The sequence below is a fragment of the Nocardia sp. NPDC051030 genome, from assembly GCF_040683015.1.
GTDB lineage: Bacteria > Actinomycetota > Actinomycetes > Mycobacteriales > Mycobacteriaceae > Nocardia.
The window spans coordinates 180,953-196,799 of sequence record NZ_JBFBCD010000005.1 but is presented as its reverse complement, the minus strand read 5'-3'; the positions used below and the strand labels follow the sequence as shown (position 1 = coordinate 196,799).

The 15,847-nt window shown below is 65.8% G+C and carries 15 protein-coding genes, 1 tRNA gene and 1 pseudogene; 11 read left to right on the top strand and 6 right to left on the bottom strand.

Annotated elements, in window-relative coordinates:
• Positions 1-97: 97 nt before the first annotated feature.
• Positions 98-703: an alpha/beta family hydrolase gene (locus tag AB0N05_RS18555; RefSeq protein ID WP_364695175.1), complete on the top strand. Its 606-nt coding sequence runs from the start codon at positions 98-100 to the stop codon at positions 701-703.
• On the opposite strand, the gene AB0N05_RS18550 is transcribed toward AB0N05_RS18555, so the two are convergent.
• The 4 genes from AB0N05_RS18550 to AB0N05_RS18535 form a co-directional block, all read right to left on the bottom strand.
• Positions 700-1,443: a class I SAM-dependent methyltransferase gene (locus tag AB0N05_RS18550; protein WP_364695172.1), complete on the bottom strand. Its 744-nt coding sequence runs from the start codon at positions 1,441-1,443 to the stop codon at positions 700-702. The genes AB0N05_RS18555 and AB0N05_RS18550 overlap by 4 nt on opposite strands.
• Before the next feature lie 91 nt (positions 1,444-1,534).
• Positions 1,535-2,641: a DUF4185 domain-containing protein gene (locus AB0N05_RS18545; RefSeq protein WP_364695169.1), complete on the bottom strand. Its 1,107-nt coding sequence runs from the start codon at positions 2,639-2,641 to the stop codon at positions 1,535-1,537.
• A gap of 155 nt (positions 2,642-2,796) precedes the next feature.
• On the bottom strand, positions 2,797-3,561 hold the full coding sequence (locus AB0N05_RS18540; protein ID WP_364695166.1) for a crotonase/enoyl-CoA hydratase family protein: 765 nt from the start codon (positions 3,559-3,561) through the stop codon (positions 2,797-2,799).
• Positions 3,562-3,591: 30 nt separating this feature from the next.
• Positions 3,592-4,371, bottom strand: a complete 780-nt coding sequence (locus AB0N05_RS18535) for an alpha/beta hydrolase (protein WP_364695163.1) — start codon at positions 4,369-4,371, stop codon at positions 3,592-3,594.
• 121 nt (positions 4,372-4,492) lie between these two features.
• Between AB0N05_RS18535 and AB0N05_RS18530 the strand changes: the two genes are divergently transcribed.
• From AB0N05_RS18530 to AB0N05_RS18515, 4 genes are all read left to right on the top strand, one after another.
• Positions 4,493-4,717 carry a hypothetical protein gene (locus tag AB0N05_RS18530; RefSeq protein WP_364695160.1) on the top strand — a complete coding sequence of 75 codons (225 nt, stop codon included), beginning with the start codon at positions 4,493-4,495 and terminating at the stop codon, positions 4,715-4,717.
• A gap of 34 nt (positions 4,718-4,751) precedes the next feature.
• Positions 4,752-5,000: a hypothetical protein gene (locus AB0N05_RS18525; RefSeq protein ID WP_364695157.1), complete on the top strand. Its 249-nt coding sequence runs from the start codon at positions 4,752-4,754 to the stop codon at positions 4,998-5,000.
• 62 nt (positions 5,001-5,062) lie between these two features.
• Positions 5,063-5,386, top strand: coding sequence for a hypothetical protein (locus AB0N05_RS18520; protein WP_364695154.1), 324 nt, complete (start codon positions 5,063-5,065; stop codon positions 5,384-5,386).
• Between the two features lie 96 nt (positions 5,387-5,482).
• Complete coding sequence (locus AB0N05_RS18515) at positions 5,483-5,920, top strand: hypothetical protein (protein WP_364695151.1); 438 nt, start codon at positions 5,483-5,485, stop codon at positions 5,918-5,920.
• Between the two features lie 58 nt (positions 5,921-5,978).
• Here AB0N05_RS18515 and AB0N05_RS18510 read toward each other — a convergent pair.
• Positions 5,979-6,052, bottom strand: a tRNA-Gly gene (locus AB0N05_RS18510).
• A 293-nt stretch (positions 6,053-6,345) separates the two neighbouring features.
• Between AB0N05_RS18510 and ctaD the strand changes: the two genes are divergently transcribed.
• The 3 genes from ctaD (at position 6,346) to AB0N05_RS18495 (ending at position 10,333) form a co-directional block, all read left to right on the top strand.
• On the top strand, positions 6,346-8,121 hold the full coding sequence (gene ctaD / locus AB0N05_RS18505) for a cytochrome c oxidase subunit I (protein WP_364695148.1): 1,776 nt from the start codon (positions 6,346-6,348) through the stop codon (positions 8,119-8,121).
• Between the two features lie 54 nt (positions 8,122-8,175).
• Entirely contained in the window at positions 8,176-8,745 is a 570-nt protein-coding gene (gene dcd, locus AB0N05_RS18500; protein WP_364695145.1) for a dCTP deaminase, read from the top strand.
• A 211-nt stretch (positions 8,746-8,956) separates the two neighbouring features.
• A complete protein-coding gene (locus AB0N05_RS18495; RefSeq protein WP_364695142.1) occupies positions 8,957-10,333 on the top strand; it encodes an Hsp70 family protein in 1,377 nt (458 codons plus the stop codon).
• A gap of 240 nt (positions 10,334-10,573) precedes the next feature.
• Here the strand turns inward: AB0N05_RS18495 and AB0N05_RS18490 are convergent, their stop codons facing one another.
• Positions 10,574-11,023, bottom strand: coding sequence for a hypothetical protein (locus AB0N05_RS18490; protein ID WP_364695139.1), 450 nt, complete (start codon positions 11,021-11,023; stop codon positions 10,574-10,576).
• 257 nt (positions 11,024-11,280) lie between these two features.
• Between AB0N05_RS18490 and AB0N05_RS18485 the strand changes: the two genes are divergently transcribed.
• The 3 genes and pseudogenes from AB0N05_RS18485 to AB0N05_RS18475 all read left to right on the top strand — a co-directional run.
• The gene (locus tag AB0N05_RS18485) at positions 11,281-12,663 is read left to right on the top strand and encodes an XRE family transcriptional regulator (protein WP_364695136.1); all 1,383 of its coding nucleotides are present in this window, start codon (positions 11,281-11,283) and stop codon (positions 12,661-12,663) included.
• 39 nt (positions 12,664-12,702) lie between these two features.
• Complete coding sequence (locus tag AB0N05_RS18480; RefSeq protein ID WP_364696458.1) at positions 12,703-13,962, top strand: pyridoxal phosphate-dependent aminotransferase; 1,260 nt, start codon at positions 12,703-12,705, stop codon at positions 13,960-13,962.
• 359 nt (positions 13,963-14,321) lie between these two features.
• Positions 14,322-15,536: pseudogene (locus tag AB0N05_RS18475) on the top strand (YibE/F family protein); the annotation flags it as partial.
• Positions 15,537-15,847 lie beyond the last annotated feature (311 nt).

Here is a 15,847-nt window from a genome sequence, read left to right as displayed (position 1 = left end):
CGGGTAACTTAAGCGCCATGTTACCGACCGGTAGGGCACGGGCCAAGAAGATGGAGGCCGAATGTGATCAGAAGCACGCGGGTCGATAGCGTGCGGTATGCGCATCGACACGAGTGGCGGGCCCGCGGATGTGGAGATCGATCGACCCGGTAAGGCGCGACCGAAGTTCCTGCTTGTCCTCACCCATGGCTCGGGTGGTGGAAATGATGCGAAAGACATTCTGGCCGTGCGAGATTCGGCCGTCGCACTGGGCGGTGCGGTGGCGCTCGTGGTGCAGCCCTATCGGGTGGCGGGGCGGCGGGCACCGGGAAAGGCCGAAATACAGGACGCGGCGTGGGTGGAGATCATTGCCGCACTGCGCAAGAAGGTCCGCGGGGTGCCCTTGATCCAGGGCGGGCGGAGCAATGGGGCGCGGGTCGCCTGCCGGACTGCTCGCCAAGTCGGCGCCAAGGGCATTGTGGCGTTGTCGTTTCCGCTGCATCCGCCGGGGAAGCCGGAGAAGTCGCGGCGGGAGGAGTTGCTGGCGCCGGGGGATATCGAGGTGGTCGTGGTCAATGGGGCGCGGGATCCGTTCGGGATTCCCGAGGCCACCGATGCCGCCGAGGTGCATGTGATCCCCGGGCAGGCGCATTCCTATCGTTCCGGGTTCGACGAGATCGCTGCCGCCGTCACGCCGTGGCTGAAGCGGTGGGCCGAGCTTTAGATATCGAGGTGGTCCGAGCTGCCGAGGGCGAGTTGGTCCGCGCCCTCGAGCGCCGCCAGTTCGGCGGGCGGGGCCGGTGCGGGCTTGTGGGCGACCAGCAGGGCGTCGATGGCATCGCGTTCCTCGGTCGGGCGATGGACCCGATCGGCGATTCGAACCTCGAGCTCGCCGCTCACCGGAGCCAGGTCGCCGACCAGGTCGTCCGGGGTGAAGAGCAGGGCGGGATCCTGTTCGCCGCCATAGCCTTCGGTGAGGTTCAGGGAGTCATTGCCGATGATCAGCAGGGTGCCTTCCCAGGACAGCATTCCGGCCGAGCGCAGCAGCAGGGCGCGGCGCTGGTCGGCGGGCAGATGCAGGAAGGACATGATGATCAGCTCGTAGGGGCCGGTCAGATGCGCGGACTCCAGTTTGGTCACATCGGCGCAGTGCCAGCTGATCCGGGAGCGCACCGAACGGGACAGCCGGGCGGCGACGGTCCGGCCCTTGTCTATGCCGACCTGGGAGTAGTCGACGGCATCGACATGCCAGCCATGGGTGGCGAGCCAGAGGGCATTGCGGCCTTCGCCGCAGCCGAGGTCCAGGACGCGCGGCAATTCCGGCCGTGGCTCACCGATCCCGAATCCGGCCACCGGCAGCCGCCGCTCCAGCCCGAATACCTGCTCGACCAGGGTGTCGTTCGGCGGTGCGCCCCACACCAATTCGGTGTGTGCGTAGTGGTCGTCCCAGGCCGCGGCATCCATGAGTCCGAGTGTATGGGGTCGCTCCGGACGCGGATCGGCCTCGAACACGAGGCGCGTGTTCGAGGCCGATGCCTTCGGGTGTGAGCCGAAGTCAGAGCGTCGTGTGCATGAGGATCACGTTGTACTGGCTGTGCACGGTGGTGAGGAAGTACAGGTCACGGCCGGTTTGGTAGGGGAAGATCGAGGGCGCGTAGGCGGTGGGGAGTTCGCGGGTGTCGATCAGCACCTCGGGTCCGCTCCACGGGCCCTCGGGGTTGGGGGAGCGGTACATGACCACGGAGTTCCACGGGTCGGTGGTGAGCATGATGTATTGCCCGAGATAGTCGTTCCACTGCACCGACATCTCGGCCACGCCGCCGCCGATCACCGGTGCGGCCGCGTTCACGTCCTTCTTCCACGCGCCGCCGTCCCAGTACTCGTACGCGCCGAGGTCGCCGATCGCGGGCTCGGGGACGCGGGCCACATAGGCGGGGTTGTTGCGGCCGGAGGAGGTGCCGTACTCGTAGACGAAGCCGCCGTTCTTGACGAAGGCGTTCATCTGGAAGTTGCCGCTGCCGCCGTCGTCGGGGCGGCGGGTGGCGGGCAGTTCGGCCCAGTTCTCGCCATTGTCACCGGAGACGGCGAGGCCGGAGAAGTTGGTGGTCCACTCGCCGGGCTCGTCCCAGGTCTTGACCGACATGAGGCTCATGTACTGGACGCCGCCGACCGAGATGGCGGCGGTGGGGATGCGGCTGATCTCGAGCCACGGAATCTTGGGGCTGGGGATCAGGTCTCGCGCCTGCCCGAAGACATCGCGCACCACGCTGTCGAAGTAGATGCCATTGGACGGGTTCTGCGTGTGCGAGCGCACCAGAATGTTCGACCGCCACGCCCACGTGCTGCCGACCAGCAGATTCGGGAAGCCGAGTCCCGCGGTGTCGCCGAAGGTGGTGAGCATTTCGCCGCCGCCGTTGTCCCACATGATCCCGAGGTCGGTGCCCAGCACGTTGTAGGTCTGGGTGTTGTTGGGGCTGGCCATGCCGGTGACCTGGAAGACCGCCTTGGTGCGGCCGGGCAGTTGCGGTAGGCCGTTGGTGCCATTGAGCACCGGAATCGGGTTGATGGCATTGGGATTGGCTGACGCCTGTTGGGTCACGGTCAGAAGCAAGGCCGTGGCACCTGCTATCGCGGACAGCAGCAGGGGGGCGGTCTTGTTCAATGCGTGGGCCTTCCCTTCGCGCCGACTTAAGGAGCGGCCCACACGTTATGTGACGGGCCGCACACTGCGTTCGACTCGCTGACAAAGTGTGAAAATGCTAACAGCGAATCGGTGGGCGATGGGGCTGCAAACCGGATTGTTTGCCGTGAGTTGCCTTACTTTTGCGAATTCGTACCACGATTAAGAGCGAGCCGGATGATCAACGGCAGCTGGGTCGCCCGCTCCACGGCCAGGGTCCGCCGCACCGAGGAGTGCCAGCTCTTGTCGAACATCTTCTTGGCGCTCGCGACCGCGTGCGGTGAGCGCGCGGCGATCCGGTCGGCCAGCTTCTCGGCGGCGGCCATCGGATCCGCGGTCACCTCGGTGACCAGGCCGATGCGTTCGGCGTGGGCGGCGTCCACCGGGTCGGCGGTCATGGTCAGCAGCAGCGCCTGATCGATGCCGACCAGCCGGGACAGGGTTTCCGCGCCGGTCATATCCGGGATCAGGCCGTGCTTGGCCTCCATGACGCAGAATTCCGAATCGGGGGTTGTGAACCGGAAGTCGGCGGCCAGGGCGATCTGTAGACCGCCGCCGTAGCAGCGGCCGTGCACCACCGCGATCACCGGCTGCGGCAGCCGCCGCCACGCCCAGCAGGCCTCCTGGAAGACATTGGTGCCCTTCCAGGGCAGCGGGATGAAGGCGCGCACCACGGCGAGCGGATCGCTCATGGTCTTGGCGACATCGAGGCCGCTGGAGAAGCTGGGGCCATTGCCGGACAGGATCACCGTGCGGATGTCCTTGCGGCCCTCGATGATCCCGGCGACCCGCACGAGCTCGCGCATCATGTCGATGGTCAGGCCATTGTGCTTGTCCGGCCGGTCCAGGGTGACGTAGGCGCGATCGCCTTCGACGGTGAGGGCGACGTAGTTCTTGCTCACGGTGATTCCCCTTGGTTGGTCTCGCCCGGATCAGTCGAGTTGATCCAGCAGCAGCCGGGCGCAGCCGGCCGGGTCGTCGTAGAACGGCGTATGCCCGCTGCCGTGCAGCGTGACATGCCGTGCACCGGGCAGCACCTCGCGGGCGCGCCGGGCCTGGGTGGCGTACGTGAGCAGAATGTCACGGCTACCCCAGGCGATGGTGAGCGGGATGCCGTCGAAAGCCGACTTGTCGGGCAGCCGGAAATCGGTGAACGAGGCCAGCGCGGCATCGAAGCCCTCGGCCCCGAGCAGGCCGTTCACCGTGTCCATGCCGATCTGCGGTTCGAGCGCCCACGGCTTGCCGAACACCAGGCCGAGGAAGGTGGATCGCCCGGCGGCGGTGCCGAGAATCGCGGGCACGGTCGGTCCGAGCAACTTGGTGAGGTCCTTGGCGCGGCCGAGCGCCTGCTGACACCAGATGCGGCCGGGCTTGTCCCAGAACGCGATCGGGGAGTAGGCGGTGACCGAGCGGGCGAGTCCGCGCGCGGCCAGGTCCAGGACGATGCCGCCGCCCATGGAATTGCCCGCCAGGTGCGCGTTCTCGATGCCCTCGGCGGCGAGGAATTCGACCAGCGCGTCGGCGAGGGTGGAGACGGTGGTGTGCGGTAGCGGTTCGCTGCCGCCGAAGCCGGGGAGATCCACGGCGATGACGTCGAAGGATTCGGCGAGGGTGTCGATGATCGGCGCCCATACCTGCCAGCGGCTGCCGACACCGTGCACGAGCACGAGGGGTTCGCCGCTGCCCGACCGGTGGTGGTTCAACTTCGTCATCTTCGACTCCCGGGACTGGTCCTGCCTGGACTCACCCTAACAGTCGTTGGCAAGCCGCCAACATGATCACGCGCTGGTGGAAGCCGGGAAATCCCTGGCAGGCGGCGGTACGATAAAAGGTATGGCAACACGGAAGGTGACTCTGTCGCTGGACGAGGCGGCCTGGTCGTATGCGCAGGATGCCGCGGCTCGCGCGGGCATGTCGCCGTCGGCGTGGATATCCCGCGCCGCGCGTCGCGAAGCCGTACGACTCGGTTGCCGTCCCGTCGGCGATCCGGTCGAACTCGCCGCCGCCGACGATGCGGAGTTGGCGGCCGCGGAGCGGGAGCTGCGTGCGCAGGGGTGAACTGTGGGTTTATCACCCGCACGGCTCTACTCGCGTGCGCAACATCATCCTCATCAGCAGTGACGGCATCAATGAATCGCCGCGCCCGTGGCTGATCGCCGCGGAAGTGGAAGTTGAGGATCCACGCGACATTCTGGCCGTGCCGATTCCGGGGCATGGGTGGGTGCATGCGGGGAATCTGGGGCGGATTTATCGCGGCTGGCTTGCCGAGCGGATCGCCGAGGTGGATGACGAGACCGCGGAGCGAATCGACACAGCGCTGCGCGCGGCCATGGATCTGTGAGAAGGTCTCCTCCGGCGTACCCCCCATCCGCATATCGCCTATTCGCGAGAATTGAGGAATCAGTGCGAGTTTCATTGATCGCCGCCGCGCTCATCGCGCTTCCGCTGCTCACCGCATGTGGCAGTGACGACAAGCCTGCGGCAGTCACCCAGACGGATGTGTCCAAGGCGCTGCAGGACGGCGGCCTCAAGGACACCAAGCTGGCCGACTGCGCGGCGAAGATCTATGTGGATCAGGGGATTTCGCAGGCCGGACTGCGGCTCATGATCAAGAACGATGCCAAGACCGCGGCCGCCACCGATATGGAGGCGCTCGGCATGAGCAAGGACGACGCCGAGAAGGCCCGCAATGCCACGAACAAGATCGTGAGCGACTGCCTCAAGTAGTCCGGCCTGGTCGGAACGGGTGCGGCTGATCATCGAATGTTGTTAAGTCTCTTGGGGTGGGGGAATTCCGCCACCCCGAGAGAGCTGAGGTCTGCGATGAGGAAATCCGTGCTCGCGGTGGCGCTGCTGACGCTGCCCCTGATGGCCGGGTGTGGCAGCGACGAGAAGGCGGCCGCGCCCACCACCTCGGTCGTGGCCACATCCACGGCCGTCACCGCTACGTCGTCGGGCTCCGCGTCCACCACGCCCGCGGCGTCGAACGGGGCCACGGCCACCACCTCCGGTGCCGCGGGCGGTGGGCTGTCGGCCGCGGAGATCTCGAAGAACCTGCAGGACAAGGGTCATGTGGATCAGAAGACGGCCGACTGTATCGCCAAGATCTATGTCGAAGAAGGCTTGTCGCAGAACGGCATCCGCAAGCTCATCGACGCGGGCAATGGCTCCGGGTCGACCGTTCCGACCGGTCTCAGCGCCGACGATCTGATGAAGGCGGCCAAGGCCACCAAGCGGGTCGTCACCGAGTGCTCGAAGTAGTTCGAGGACAAGACAGCGAAAAAGGCCCTCCGACCGCTGGTCGGGGGGCCTTTTCTGGTGGAGCCGGTGACGAGAATCGAACTCGCAATTCAACCTTGGGAAGGTCGCGTGTTGCCACTACACCACACCGGCTTGTTGCTTGCGCGACTCTATCAGACCCGCCCTCGCGGGTGGCAACTCTTTACCCGTCCTGGCTGGTCCGGGTGGGTTCCGGAGATCGGCGGGGGTGATCTTCGGGGCGTGTCGGGGCGGCGCGCCGAAGATCGCTGATGTTCTTTCGCTGAAGCACCGGGTTTCGTCTACAGGCGGTCGTAGACTGTGCGGCAGGGCCGAAAGCCCGTCCACCACAGGAACTTTGGATGCGCTGAATATTTGCTCTGGCGCAAATTCGCAGCGCCTCCTTGGTTGGCGGTCGAGGAGGACGTATGACCGCGGTGCCCGCACGCGAAGTCCCGCAGCTCGAACCCGCGCGGCCGTATCCACCGCGCATGGGGCCCAAGGGTTCCTATCTGTGGAAGGCCATCACCACCACCGATCCCAAGATGCTCGGGAACATGTATTTGTTCACGGCCATGGCGTACTTCCTGATCGGCGGCCTGATGGCGCTGCTCATGCGCGCCGAGCTGGCCCGGCCGGGCATGCAGTTCCTGACGCCCGAGCAGTTCAATCAGCTCTTCACCATGCACGGCACGATCATGCTGCTGTTCTATGCGACGCCGATCGTGTTCGGATTCGCCAATGCGGTGCTGCCGCTGCAGATCGGTGCGCCCGATGTGGCGTTCCCGCGGCTCAATGCCCTCAGCTACTGGCTGTACCTGTTCGGGGCGACCATGGCGACCGCCGGATTCGTCACCCCGGGTGGCGCGGCCGACTTCGGCTGGACGGCGTACGCGCCGCTCAGCCTGGCCTCGCACGCGCCCGGTGTGGGCGCGGACCTGTGGATCATGGGCGTGGCCGTCTCCGGTGTCGGCACCATTCTGGGCGGCGTCAATATGATCGTCACGGTGATCTGCCTGCGCTGCCCGGGCATGACCATGTGGCGGATGCCCATCTTCGTATGGAACATCCTCGTCACGAGTGTGCTTGTGCTGCTGGCGTTTCCGATTCTCACCGCGGCGCTCATGGGGCTGGAGGTGGACCGGCATCTGGGCGGCCACGTCTTCGATCCGTCCAATGGCGGGGCCATCCTCTACCAGCATCTGTTCTGGTTCTTCGGGCATCCGGAGGTCTATATCGTCGCGCTGCCCTTCTTCGGGATCGTGACCGAGATCTTCCCGGTGTTCAGCCGCAAACCGCTGTTCGGCTACACCACGCTGGTGTACGCGACGCTGGCCATCGGCATGCTGTCGATCGCGGTGTGGGCGCACCACATGTATGCGACGGGATCGGTACTGCTGCCGTTCTTCTCGTTCATGACCTTCCTGATCGCGGTGCCCACCGGGGTGAAGTTCTTCAACTGGATCGGCACCATGTGGCGAGGTCAGCTGACCTTCGAAACGCCGATGCTGTGGTCCATCGGATTCCTGGTCACCTTCCTCTTCGGCGGCCTGTCCGGCGTGATCCTGGCCAGCCCGCCGCTGGACTTCCATGTGTCGGACTCGTATTTCGTGGTGGCGCACTTCCATTACGTGCTCTTCGGGACCATCGTGTTCGCGACCTTCGCGGGCATCTACTTCTGGTTCCCGAAGATGACCGGACGGTTGATGGACGAGCGGCTCGGCAAACTGCACTTCTGGACCACGTTCTTCGGCTTCCACACCACGTTCCTGGTGCAGCACTGGCTGGGCAATGAGGGCATGCCGCGCCGCTATGCCGACTATCTGCCGGGGGATGGATTCACCACCCTGAACACCATTTCCACGATCGGGTCATTCGTGCTCGGGTTCTCGATGATCACGTTCGTATGGAATGTGTTCAAGAGTTACCGCTATGGCGAGGTCGTCACGGTGGACGATCCGTGGGGCTACGGCAACTCCCTCGAATGGGCGACCACCTGCCCGCCACCGAGGCACAACTTCCACGAGCTCCCGCGCGTTCGCTCCGAGCGCCCGGCCTTCGAGCTGCACTATCCGCATATGGTCGAGCGGATGCGGTCCGAGGCGCATGCGACGTGGGGAATTCGACGAGGGCAGGTCAAGGAATCGACCGCGAGTCCGGTCGTGGATACCGACAATTCAGGTCCTTCGGCGACCGAACTCTAAGGATATCGGGGGTGTGGGGGTACCGCCCCCGCATCGGCAACTAGTCTCTTCGGCGTGCTGCTTTCCGATCGCGACATCCGCAAGGAGCTCGCCGCTGGGCGTCTCGGGCTCGAGCCGTTCGACGACAATCTGGTGCAGCCATCGAGTATCGATGTGCGGCTGGACAGTCTGTTCCGGGTGTTCAACAACACCCGCTACACCCATATCGACCCGGCGCAGCGGCAGGACGAGCTGACCACCCTGGTCGAACCCGCCGCGGGCGAGCCGTTCGTGCTGCATCCCGGCGAGTTCGTGCTCGGCTCCACCCTCGAGGTGTGCACCCTGCCCGACGATCTGGCCGGACGGCTCGAGGGCAAGTCCAGCCTCGGACGGCTCGGACTGCTCACCCACTCGACCGCGGGTTTCATCGATCCGGGATTCAGCGGGCACATCACCCTCGAGCTCTCCAATGTGGCCAATCTGCCGATCACCCTGTGGCCGGGCATGAAGATCGGTCAGCTCTGCCTGCTGCGGCTCACCAGCCCGGCCGACAATCCGTACGGCTCCGCCGCCGCGGGCTCCAAGTACCAGGGCCAGCGCGGGCCGACGCCGTCGAAGGCGTACCTGAACTTCCAGCAGAACTGAACGCCGGGCGACCATCCGGAGTCCTCCGTCTGTCTGTTTCGCATGCGTGGACCCGGTGTGCGGAATCCCGGGTGTACGTAAGGCTCGGCAGGTCGTAAGGTGGCGGCGACAGGTAAAGTGACCCCACCGTTATGTTGATGCGTCGCACGCCGATCGCAGGCCGTGTGCCTTGCTCACACCTCGGGGAGCGTGGAAACGAGATGGGCTGCAAATGAGTTCGGTATTGGGAGTCTCGGTGGGGGCGGGCGCGGTTCGCGTCGCACGTCCGCATTCCGGGAATTCCGCCGAGCCCGCGCCGTCGCATTCCTTCGGTCACGCCAAGAAATTCACCGGATTCCGCGGTGCGCCGGACGCCTTCGATGTGCAGGGCATTCCGGTCGAGGATCGCCGCATCGATCTCTTGGTCGCCGATGCCATCGGGGCGGTGCTGGCGGCCGATTCCGAGATCAGCGCCACCGCAATCGCTTACCGCGACGAATTGCACGCCCGCGCCATCCGGGCCGAGCTGGCCCGCCGCCAGTTCACCAACTATGAGCTGGTTCCCGATGTCGCCGCGGCCATGGAGTTTCTCGAATACTCCGGTGACCTGCAAGGTTTCGGTACCGTCGCACTCTACGATCTGGGCGCTTCGGGCCTTTCGGTCACCGTGGTCGATACCGCCTCGCGGCAGGTCTGTTTCAGCGAGCGCACCAGCGATATCAGCGGCGACTATCTGGATTCGCTGATCCGCGAACAGCAGATCGCCTCCGGACGGATCGCCCATCCGGAGGATCAGGCCGGTCTGCTCGCGCTGGATGAGCTGTGCAGGCAGGCGAAGGAGCAGCTGTCCACCAGCAGCGCCGTCGCGCTGCCCTCGCCCGAGGGTCTGGTGCTGCTCTCGCAGGAGAACTTCGAAGCGCTGATCATGCTGGCCGTGGAATCCTCGGCCCGGATGATCCGGGACGTGATCCTGCGCTCCGAGCAGCCGGTCCAGGCCGTCGCCGTGATCGGTGGGTGCGCGCAGATTCCGCTGGTGGCAAGGGTTTTGCGGCGCTGGCTGGGCGTGCCCGTGATTGTCGCCGCCGCACCGGAGACCGTGGTGACCCGCGGTGCGGCCATGCTGGCTCGTCCGGTCGCGCAGCGCCCCGCGCCCGCGCCCTTCCCGGCCGGGCCCGAGGACACCACCGCACTACCCCAGGACCATGCGACATCGTGGCGGTCCGGTGCGCGCGCGGTCGAGAAGTTGAGCCGCCGCCGCGAGGTCAGCATGGCCGGGGTGGCCGTCGGCGCGCTGGTCGTGGTCGCCGCCATCGGCGTCTCGCTGCGCTGGGGTCCGCAAGTCCTGGAACACGATTCGCAGAGCTCCGACGCCGTCCCCACCTCGGCCCAGGCCACCACCACCCACTCGGTCGCACCCACCACGGTGGTCCCCACCACCACCGATGCCACCAACGAATCCCTGGCAGCTCCGCCGCCGCGCTACACCACCACGACGGAAGCCCCGCCGACCACCCAGGGCCCCAATACCTTCACGATCATCCCGGGCCTCCCGCCCGTCGTGCTCCCCACCCTCCCACCGCTGCTACCCCCAGCCGCCCCTGCGAACTGATCGCCAACGCGACAACTGATTTCGTGAGGGTCCGGGTAACTCACCGGGTACGTCCAAAATTGTTTCGGCACCCATCCGCTGCCACGCGTTCCCAACCGGCAACGGCACTCTGCCGTGCGCCGAAGTCGCGGGGAGGCGGTACAGCCCTTCAACACCCGCCGAGTCCGCCCCGTCGACTGCCAGGAGGGGCGGACTCGGTGGGTTCCGGCGCTTGCGCGCCGGTGCGAGGGCCGGCTGCGTTCAGTCCTCGCTTCCGGTTCCCACCGCCAGAGCTGTCGTGATGATTGCCGACAGGGGTGGGAGTTTCAGTTCTCGGGTGGGTGGGACCACCCAGTAGCAGCCTTCGCGGGTCCAGCGACCCAGGCCGGTGGGGAGCATGACGGCACTGCCGATGGCGGGAATGCCGATATCGAGGCGGTTCAGGACGTCCATGATCTGGTCGCCGGGGCGGGAATCGGGCCCGGCGAGAAAGCTCCAGCGGATCTGCCGGGCCAGCATGGGACCGGCATTGTCGTGCTTTTGCAGTGTGGCGCGGACCTTTTCGGCGCGGGCGACGGGCAGGTGGATGACGCCCACGCGGCTGGTGACGGGAAGCATGACGAAACCGCCGCGCTCGGCGACCGGCAGACCGAACTCGTGGCGGTAGAACGCCACCCAGTCGTCGATCGTTCTCAGCTTGTCCGCGTTCACGTTCCCCACTCCTGCCTCCGGACTCCAGGGTCGCGCCCGCGTGGCCCGTATGAATACGCCCGCACGCCCTCCTTGCGCTGCCCTTTCACTGCCTTTATTCCGGATTCGTATAAAGCCTGGTAACGGCTAGCTTTCGCTTGTGGCCGAGGCCACTTCGCGCTCGTACCCTGGAACTCGGAGTTCGTTTCGGAAGGGATGACATCGTGGTCAGGCAGTGGTCAGGGAAAGAAGCCCGGGCCCTTCGCGATGCCAAACGGATGAGTATCCGGGAGTTCGCGGCACATTTGGGTGTGCACGAGCGCCTGGTCTCCAAGTGGGAAGCCGGTGGGGATCGGGTGCATCCCCGCCCCGTCAATCAGGCCGCCCTCGATACGTCTCTTGCCAGGTCCGACGATGTGGTGCGGGCACGGTTCGCGGCCTTGATCGACCAGCCCTTGATCGACCGTCCCACCGTTCCCGGTTTCGATATGCGCCAAGACAGTGCCGAAGTGCGGCACGGCCATGCCGATGCAAGACAAGGCAATCCGGCGCAAGCCAGTTATTCCAGCGACGCGGAACTGCTGGCACTCGTCGACACGGGTGCGATGAGAGGCGATGCGTTAGCGGCGATTTCGGAGAGGGATCTGATCATGGCGGCTGCCCACGAAGCAAGCGAGCACGCGGGGAGGGCGGAGGGCACCAATGTGGGAGCAACCACATTGGAACAGCTCGACGCCGACGTCACGCGCATCGCCAACGACTACGTGCATGTGCCTCCCGTGCCCATGATGGTGGAGATGCTGCGGGTGCGCCGCCGCGTCTACCGCCTGCTCGAAGGCCATCAACGACCCGCCGACACCGGCCATCTGTACCTGCTCGCGGGCACCCTGTCCGGGCTGCTCGCCAATGCCAGCACCGATCTCGGCTATGTCGACGCGGCCGGTGAGCAGGCCCGGGCCGCATGGGCTTACGCGGAGCTGTGCGGGCACAACGGATTGCGCTCCTGGACCCGCGGTATGCAGGCGCTGATCGAATACTGGTCGGAGCGGCCGCGGCGCGCGGTGCTGCTGGCGCAGAGCGGTCAGCAGTACGCGGATTCGGCGACCGCTCGGGTGCGACTACTGAATATCGAGGCCCGGATCTGGTCCCGACTAGGCAGCGCGCACGACACCGAACGCTGCATTCGCGCCGCGGACAATGCCCGCGACGGCGATTCCCGCGACACCCTGCACGACGAGGTCGGCGGTGTATTCGGTTTCAACGAGCCCAAGAGCCAGTACTACGCGGGGGCGACCTATATCCATCTGGGTCAGGCCGAACCCGCCTTGCAGGCGACCCATCGGGCCATCGAGCTGTACTCGAACGGGCCCACCGAGCAGCGTTCCTATGGTGCGGAGTCCCTCGCCCGAGTGGACAGTGCGGCCGCGCACCTGATCAATGGCAGCCTGGACGGTGCCACCGAGGCCCTGCAACCCGTCCTGCGATTGGACGAGGAGAAGCGGATCGCGCAATTGGAGGAGCGGCTCATCGGCTTGCGGCAGCGACTCATCCGGCCGGAGTTCCGGGACGTGGTAGCGGCCCGCGAGCTGGACGAAACCATCGAGGAGTTCTGCGGCAATACCGCGGCCAAGGGCATGTTGCCGCCCGATACCTCGCGGTGAGAACACGGTGAAAAATCCCGATTGCGAGCGGATGGCACCATTGGACGGGTGAGCCCTTCCAGTCACCTACCGCCTCGGTCCCCGCGCACCCTGGAGCAGTCGACCAAGCTCCAGAACGTGCTGTATGAAATCCGGGGTCCGGTACACGCGCACGCGGCACGGCTGGAGTCCGAGGGTCACCGCATCCTCAAGCTCAATATCGGCAATCCCGCGCCGTTCGGGTTCGACGCCCCGGACGTGATCATGCGCGACATGATCGCGGCGCTGCCTTATGCGCAGGGCTATTCGGAGTCGAAGGGCATCCTGCCCGCGCGGCGGGCCATCTTCACCCGGTATGAGCTGGTCCCGGGCTTCCCGGAGTTCGATGTCGACGACGTGTACCTGGGTAATGGCGTCTCCGAGCTGATCACCATCACCATGCAGGCGCTGCTCGACAATGGTGACGAGGTGCTGATCCCGGCCCCGGACTATCCGCTGTGGACGGCCATGACCTCGCTGGCGGGCGGCACGCCGGTGCATTATCTGTGCGACGAGTCCAATGACTGGCAGCCGGATATCGCCGATATGGAATCCAAGATCACCGACAAGACCAAGGCCATTGTCGTGATCAACCCCAATAATCCGACCGGCGCGGTCTATTCGACCGAGGTGTTGCAGCAGGTCGTGGACTTGGCGCGCAAGCACAATCTGCTGCTGCTGGCCGATGAGATCTACGACAAGATCCTCTATGACGACGCCAAGCATGTCTCGCTGGCGACGCTCGCGCCGGATCTGCTGTGCCTGACCTTCAATGGCCTGTCCAAGGCGTACCGGGTGGCGGGTTACCGCTCGGGCTGGCTGGTGATCACCGGGCCGAAGGATCACGCGGGCGGGTTCCTGGAGGGCATCGATCTGCTGGCCTCCACCCGCCTGTGCCCGAATGTGCCCGCGCAGCATGCGATTCAGGTGGCACTCGGCGGGCATCAGAGCATCGAGGATCTGGTGCTGCCCGGCGGGCGGCTGCTGGAGCAGCGAGATGTGGCGTGGGAGAAGCTCAATACGATTCCGGGCGTTTCGTGCGTTAAGCCGAAGGGTGCGCTGTACGCGTTCCCGCGGCTGGATCCGGAAGTCCATGAGATCCATGACGATTCGAAGCTGGTGCTGGATCTGCTGCTGCAGGAGAAGATTCTGATGGTGCAGGGCACCGGTTTCAACTGGCCGCACCACGATCACCTGCGGATTGTCACCCTGCCGTGGGCTCGGGACCTGTCCGTGGCGATCGAGCGATTCGGCAATTTCCTCGCCGGTTACCGGCAGTGACGCTGTTCGGCCATGGACGTTGGCACAGGTGAGACCCTGACTAAAACAAACCGCTAGTACGAAAAAGGTGGGTTTTTAGAGACTTAGCTAGCGGAAAGATCCGACTTTTGTGTACAGTAGGCCTCGGCACTTAAGTGCCCGGCCGGACCGCTTACCCCCCCTGAGCCGTCCGGCCCTGATTCAGCCGGCCTACCCCCCTGGGCCGCTGAGTCCCGGGCGGCGGAGACATCCCCCTGCTCTCCGCCGCCCCCTCCCACTTCTGAACCCCATTCTGTGCAGATTCCGGAATGTTCATATTTGACAAGACCACCCCCGAACCCCCGTGCACTTCGGGAACGGTTTTCGTTTAGGCTCGCTCGGTGAGCGATCACCATCACCACCACGACCACTCCGGCCCGATCGAGATCGGCGCAACCGCTGCCCGCGTGGTGGTCGGACTGCTCACGGTCATCGGCATCATCGTCGTGGCCGGTGCCTGGTTCCTGTGGCCGAGCAGTCAGCATGTCGACATTCCGCTGCCCATGCAGAGCCAGAGCGGCGGCGCGATGCAGACCGAGGCCGGGACCGTGGTCCTACAGGACATCGGGCCGTGCGGCAGCGCCTCACAGGGCAAGGTCTTCGTCGATCAGCCGCAGGCGCCGCGCACCAGCGCCTACAACTGCCAGCGCAGCATCATCACCATCGACTCCGGACCGGATCAGGGCAGTAAGACGCTCTTCGAAATCGCGCCCGGGCCAGGACAACCCGATCTGCGGGCGGGCGACCACATTCGCATCGTGCGCGGGGCCGATCCGAGCGGCACGGCCATGTACTCGTTCAACGACTACTCGCGTGGGCTGCCGCTGAGCATCATTGTGGCCGTCTTCGCCTTGGTGATCATCGTCGTCGCGCGGTGGCGCGGATTGCGGGCGCTGATCGGATTGATCTTCGCCTTCGGAGTGCTGGTGATCTTCCTGCTCCCGGCCTTGCTGGACGGAAAACCCGCCATTCCGGTGGCTTTGGTGGCGGGCGCGCTCATTCTCTATGCCGTGCTGTATCTGGCGCACGGCGTGAACCTGCGCACGAGCTCCGCACTGCTCGGCACGCTCACCTCGATGGCGCTGGCGGCCGGGTTGTCTTGGCTGGCACTGAAGATGACGCATTTGACCGGCCTGTCGGAGGAACAGAACACCACCGTCGCCACCTATCTGGAGCACGTCAGCATTACCGGGCTGCTGCTCGCCGGATTCATCATCGGCTCGCTCGGTGTGCTCAATGACGTCACCATCACCCAGGCCTCGGCGGCCTTCGAACTCGCCGCCCTGGACGAACAGGCCTCGCGCCGCAGCATTTTCGCCGCCGCCATGCGTGTGGGGCGCGACCACATCGCCAGCACCGTCTACACGCTGGTGCTCGCCTATGCCGGTGGCGCGCTGCCGTTGCTGCTGCTGTTCAGTGTGGCCGGGCGGTCGATTCGCGATGTGCTCACCGGTGACGCGGTCGGCATCGAGATCGCCCGCTCCTCGGTCGGTGGCATCGCCCTGGCCCTGTCCGTTCCGCTGACCACCGCCATCGCCGTCATGCTGGCCCGCCCATTCGGTCATCGTCCCGAACCCGCCGGTCCGGCCCGAACCCGCAAGGCCGCAACGAAATCCGCTGCCCCGCGCAAGCGCGCGCAGTCGACCGGCGCTCGGTCGGGTGCGCAATCGGCCACGCCTCGAACGGGTTCGCAATCGGCGGTGCCCCGGACGGGTTCAGCGGGACCTCGGACGGGATCGCAGCCGATCACTCCCCGCACCGGTGGGCAACCGGTGGTCTCTCGCCCGCAACCGCCCGAGCCTCCGGCGAGTGATGAGAACACCGTTCCCAGAACCAGTGTGGTGCAGCCGAATCCGATGCGCACGGA

Excerpts from the sequence above, each read along its gene's own strand:
- AB0N05_RS18550 (WP_364695172.1), bottom strand. The coding sequence starts at position 1,443 with ATGGATGCCGCGGCCTGGGACGACCACTACGCACACACCGAATTGGTG.
- AB0N05_RS18530 (WP_364695160.1), top strand. The coding sequence starts at position 4,493 with ATGGCAACACGGAAGGTGACTCTGTCGCTGGACGAGGCGGCCTGGTCG.
- AB0N05_RS18555 (WP_364695175.1), top strand. The coding sequence starts at position 98 with ATGCGCATCGACACGAGTGGCGGGCCCGCGGATGTGGAGATCGATCGA.
- AB0N05_RS18535 (WP_364695163.1), bottom strand. The coding sequence starts at position 4,371 with ATGACGAAGTTGAACCACCACCGGTCGGGCAGCGGCGAACCCCTCGTG.
- AB0N05_RS18495 (WP_364695142.1), top strand. The coding sequence starts at position 8,957 with ATGAGTTCGGTATTGGGAGTCTCGGTGGGGGCGGGCGCGGTTCGCGTC.
- AB0N05_RS18485 (WP_364695136.1), top strand. The coding sequence starts at position 11,281 with ATGAGTATCCGGGAGTTCGCGGCACATTTGGGTGTGCACGAGCGCCTG.
- AB0N05_RS18515 (WP_364695151.1), top strand. The coding sequence starts at position 5,483 with ATGAGGAAATCCGTGCTCGCGGTGGCGCTGCTGACGCTGCCCCTGATG.
- ctaD (WP_364695148.1), top strand. The coding sequence starts at position 6,346 with ATGACCGCGGTGCCCGCACGCGAAGTCCCGCAGCTCGAACCCGCGCGG.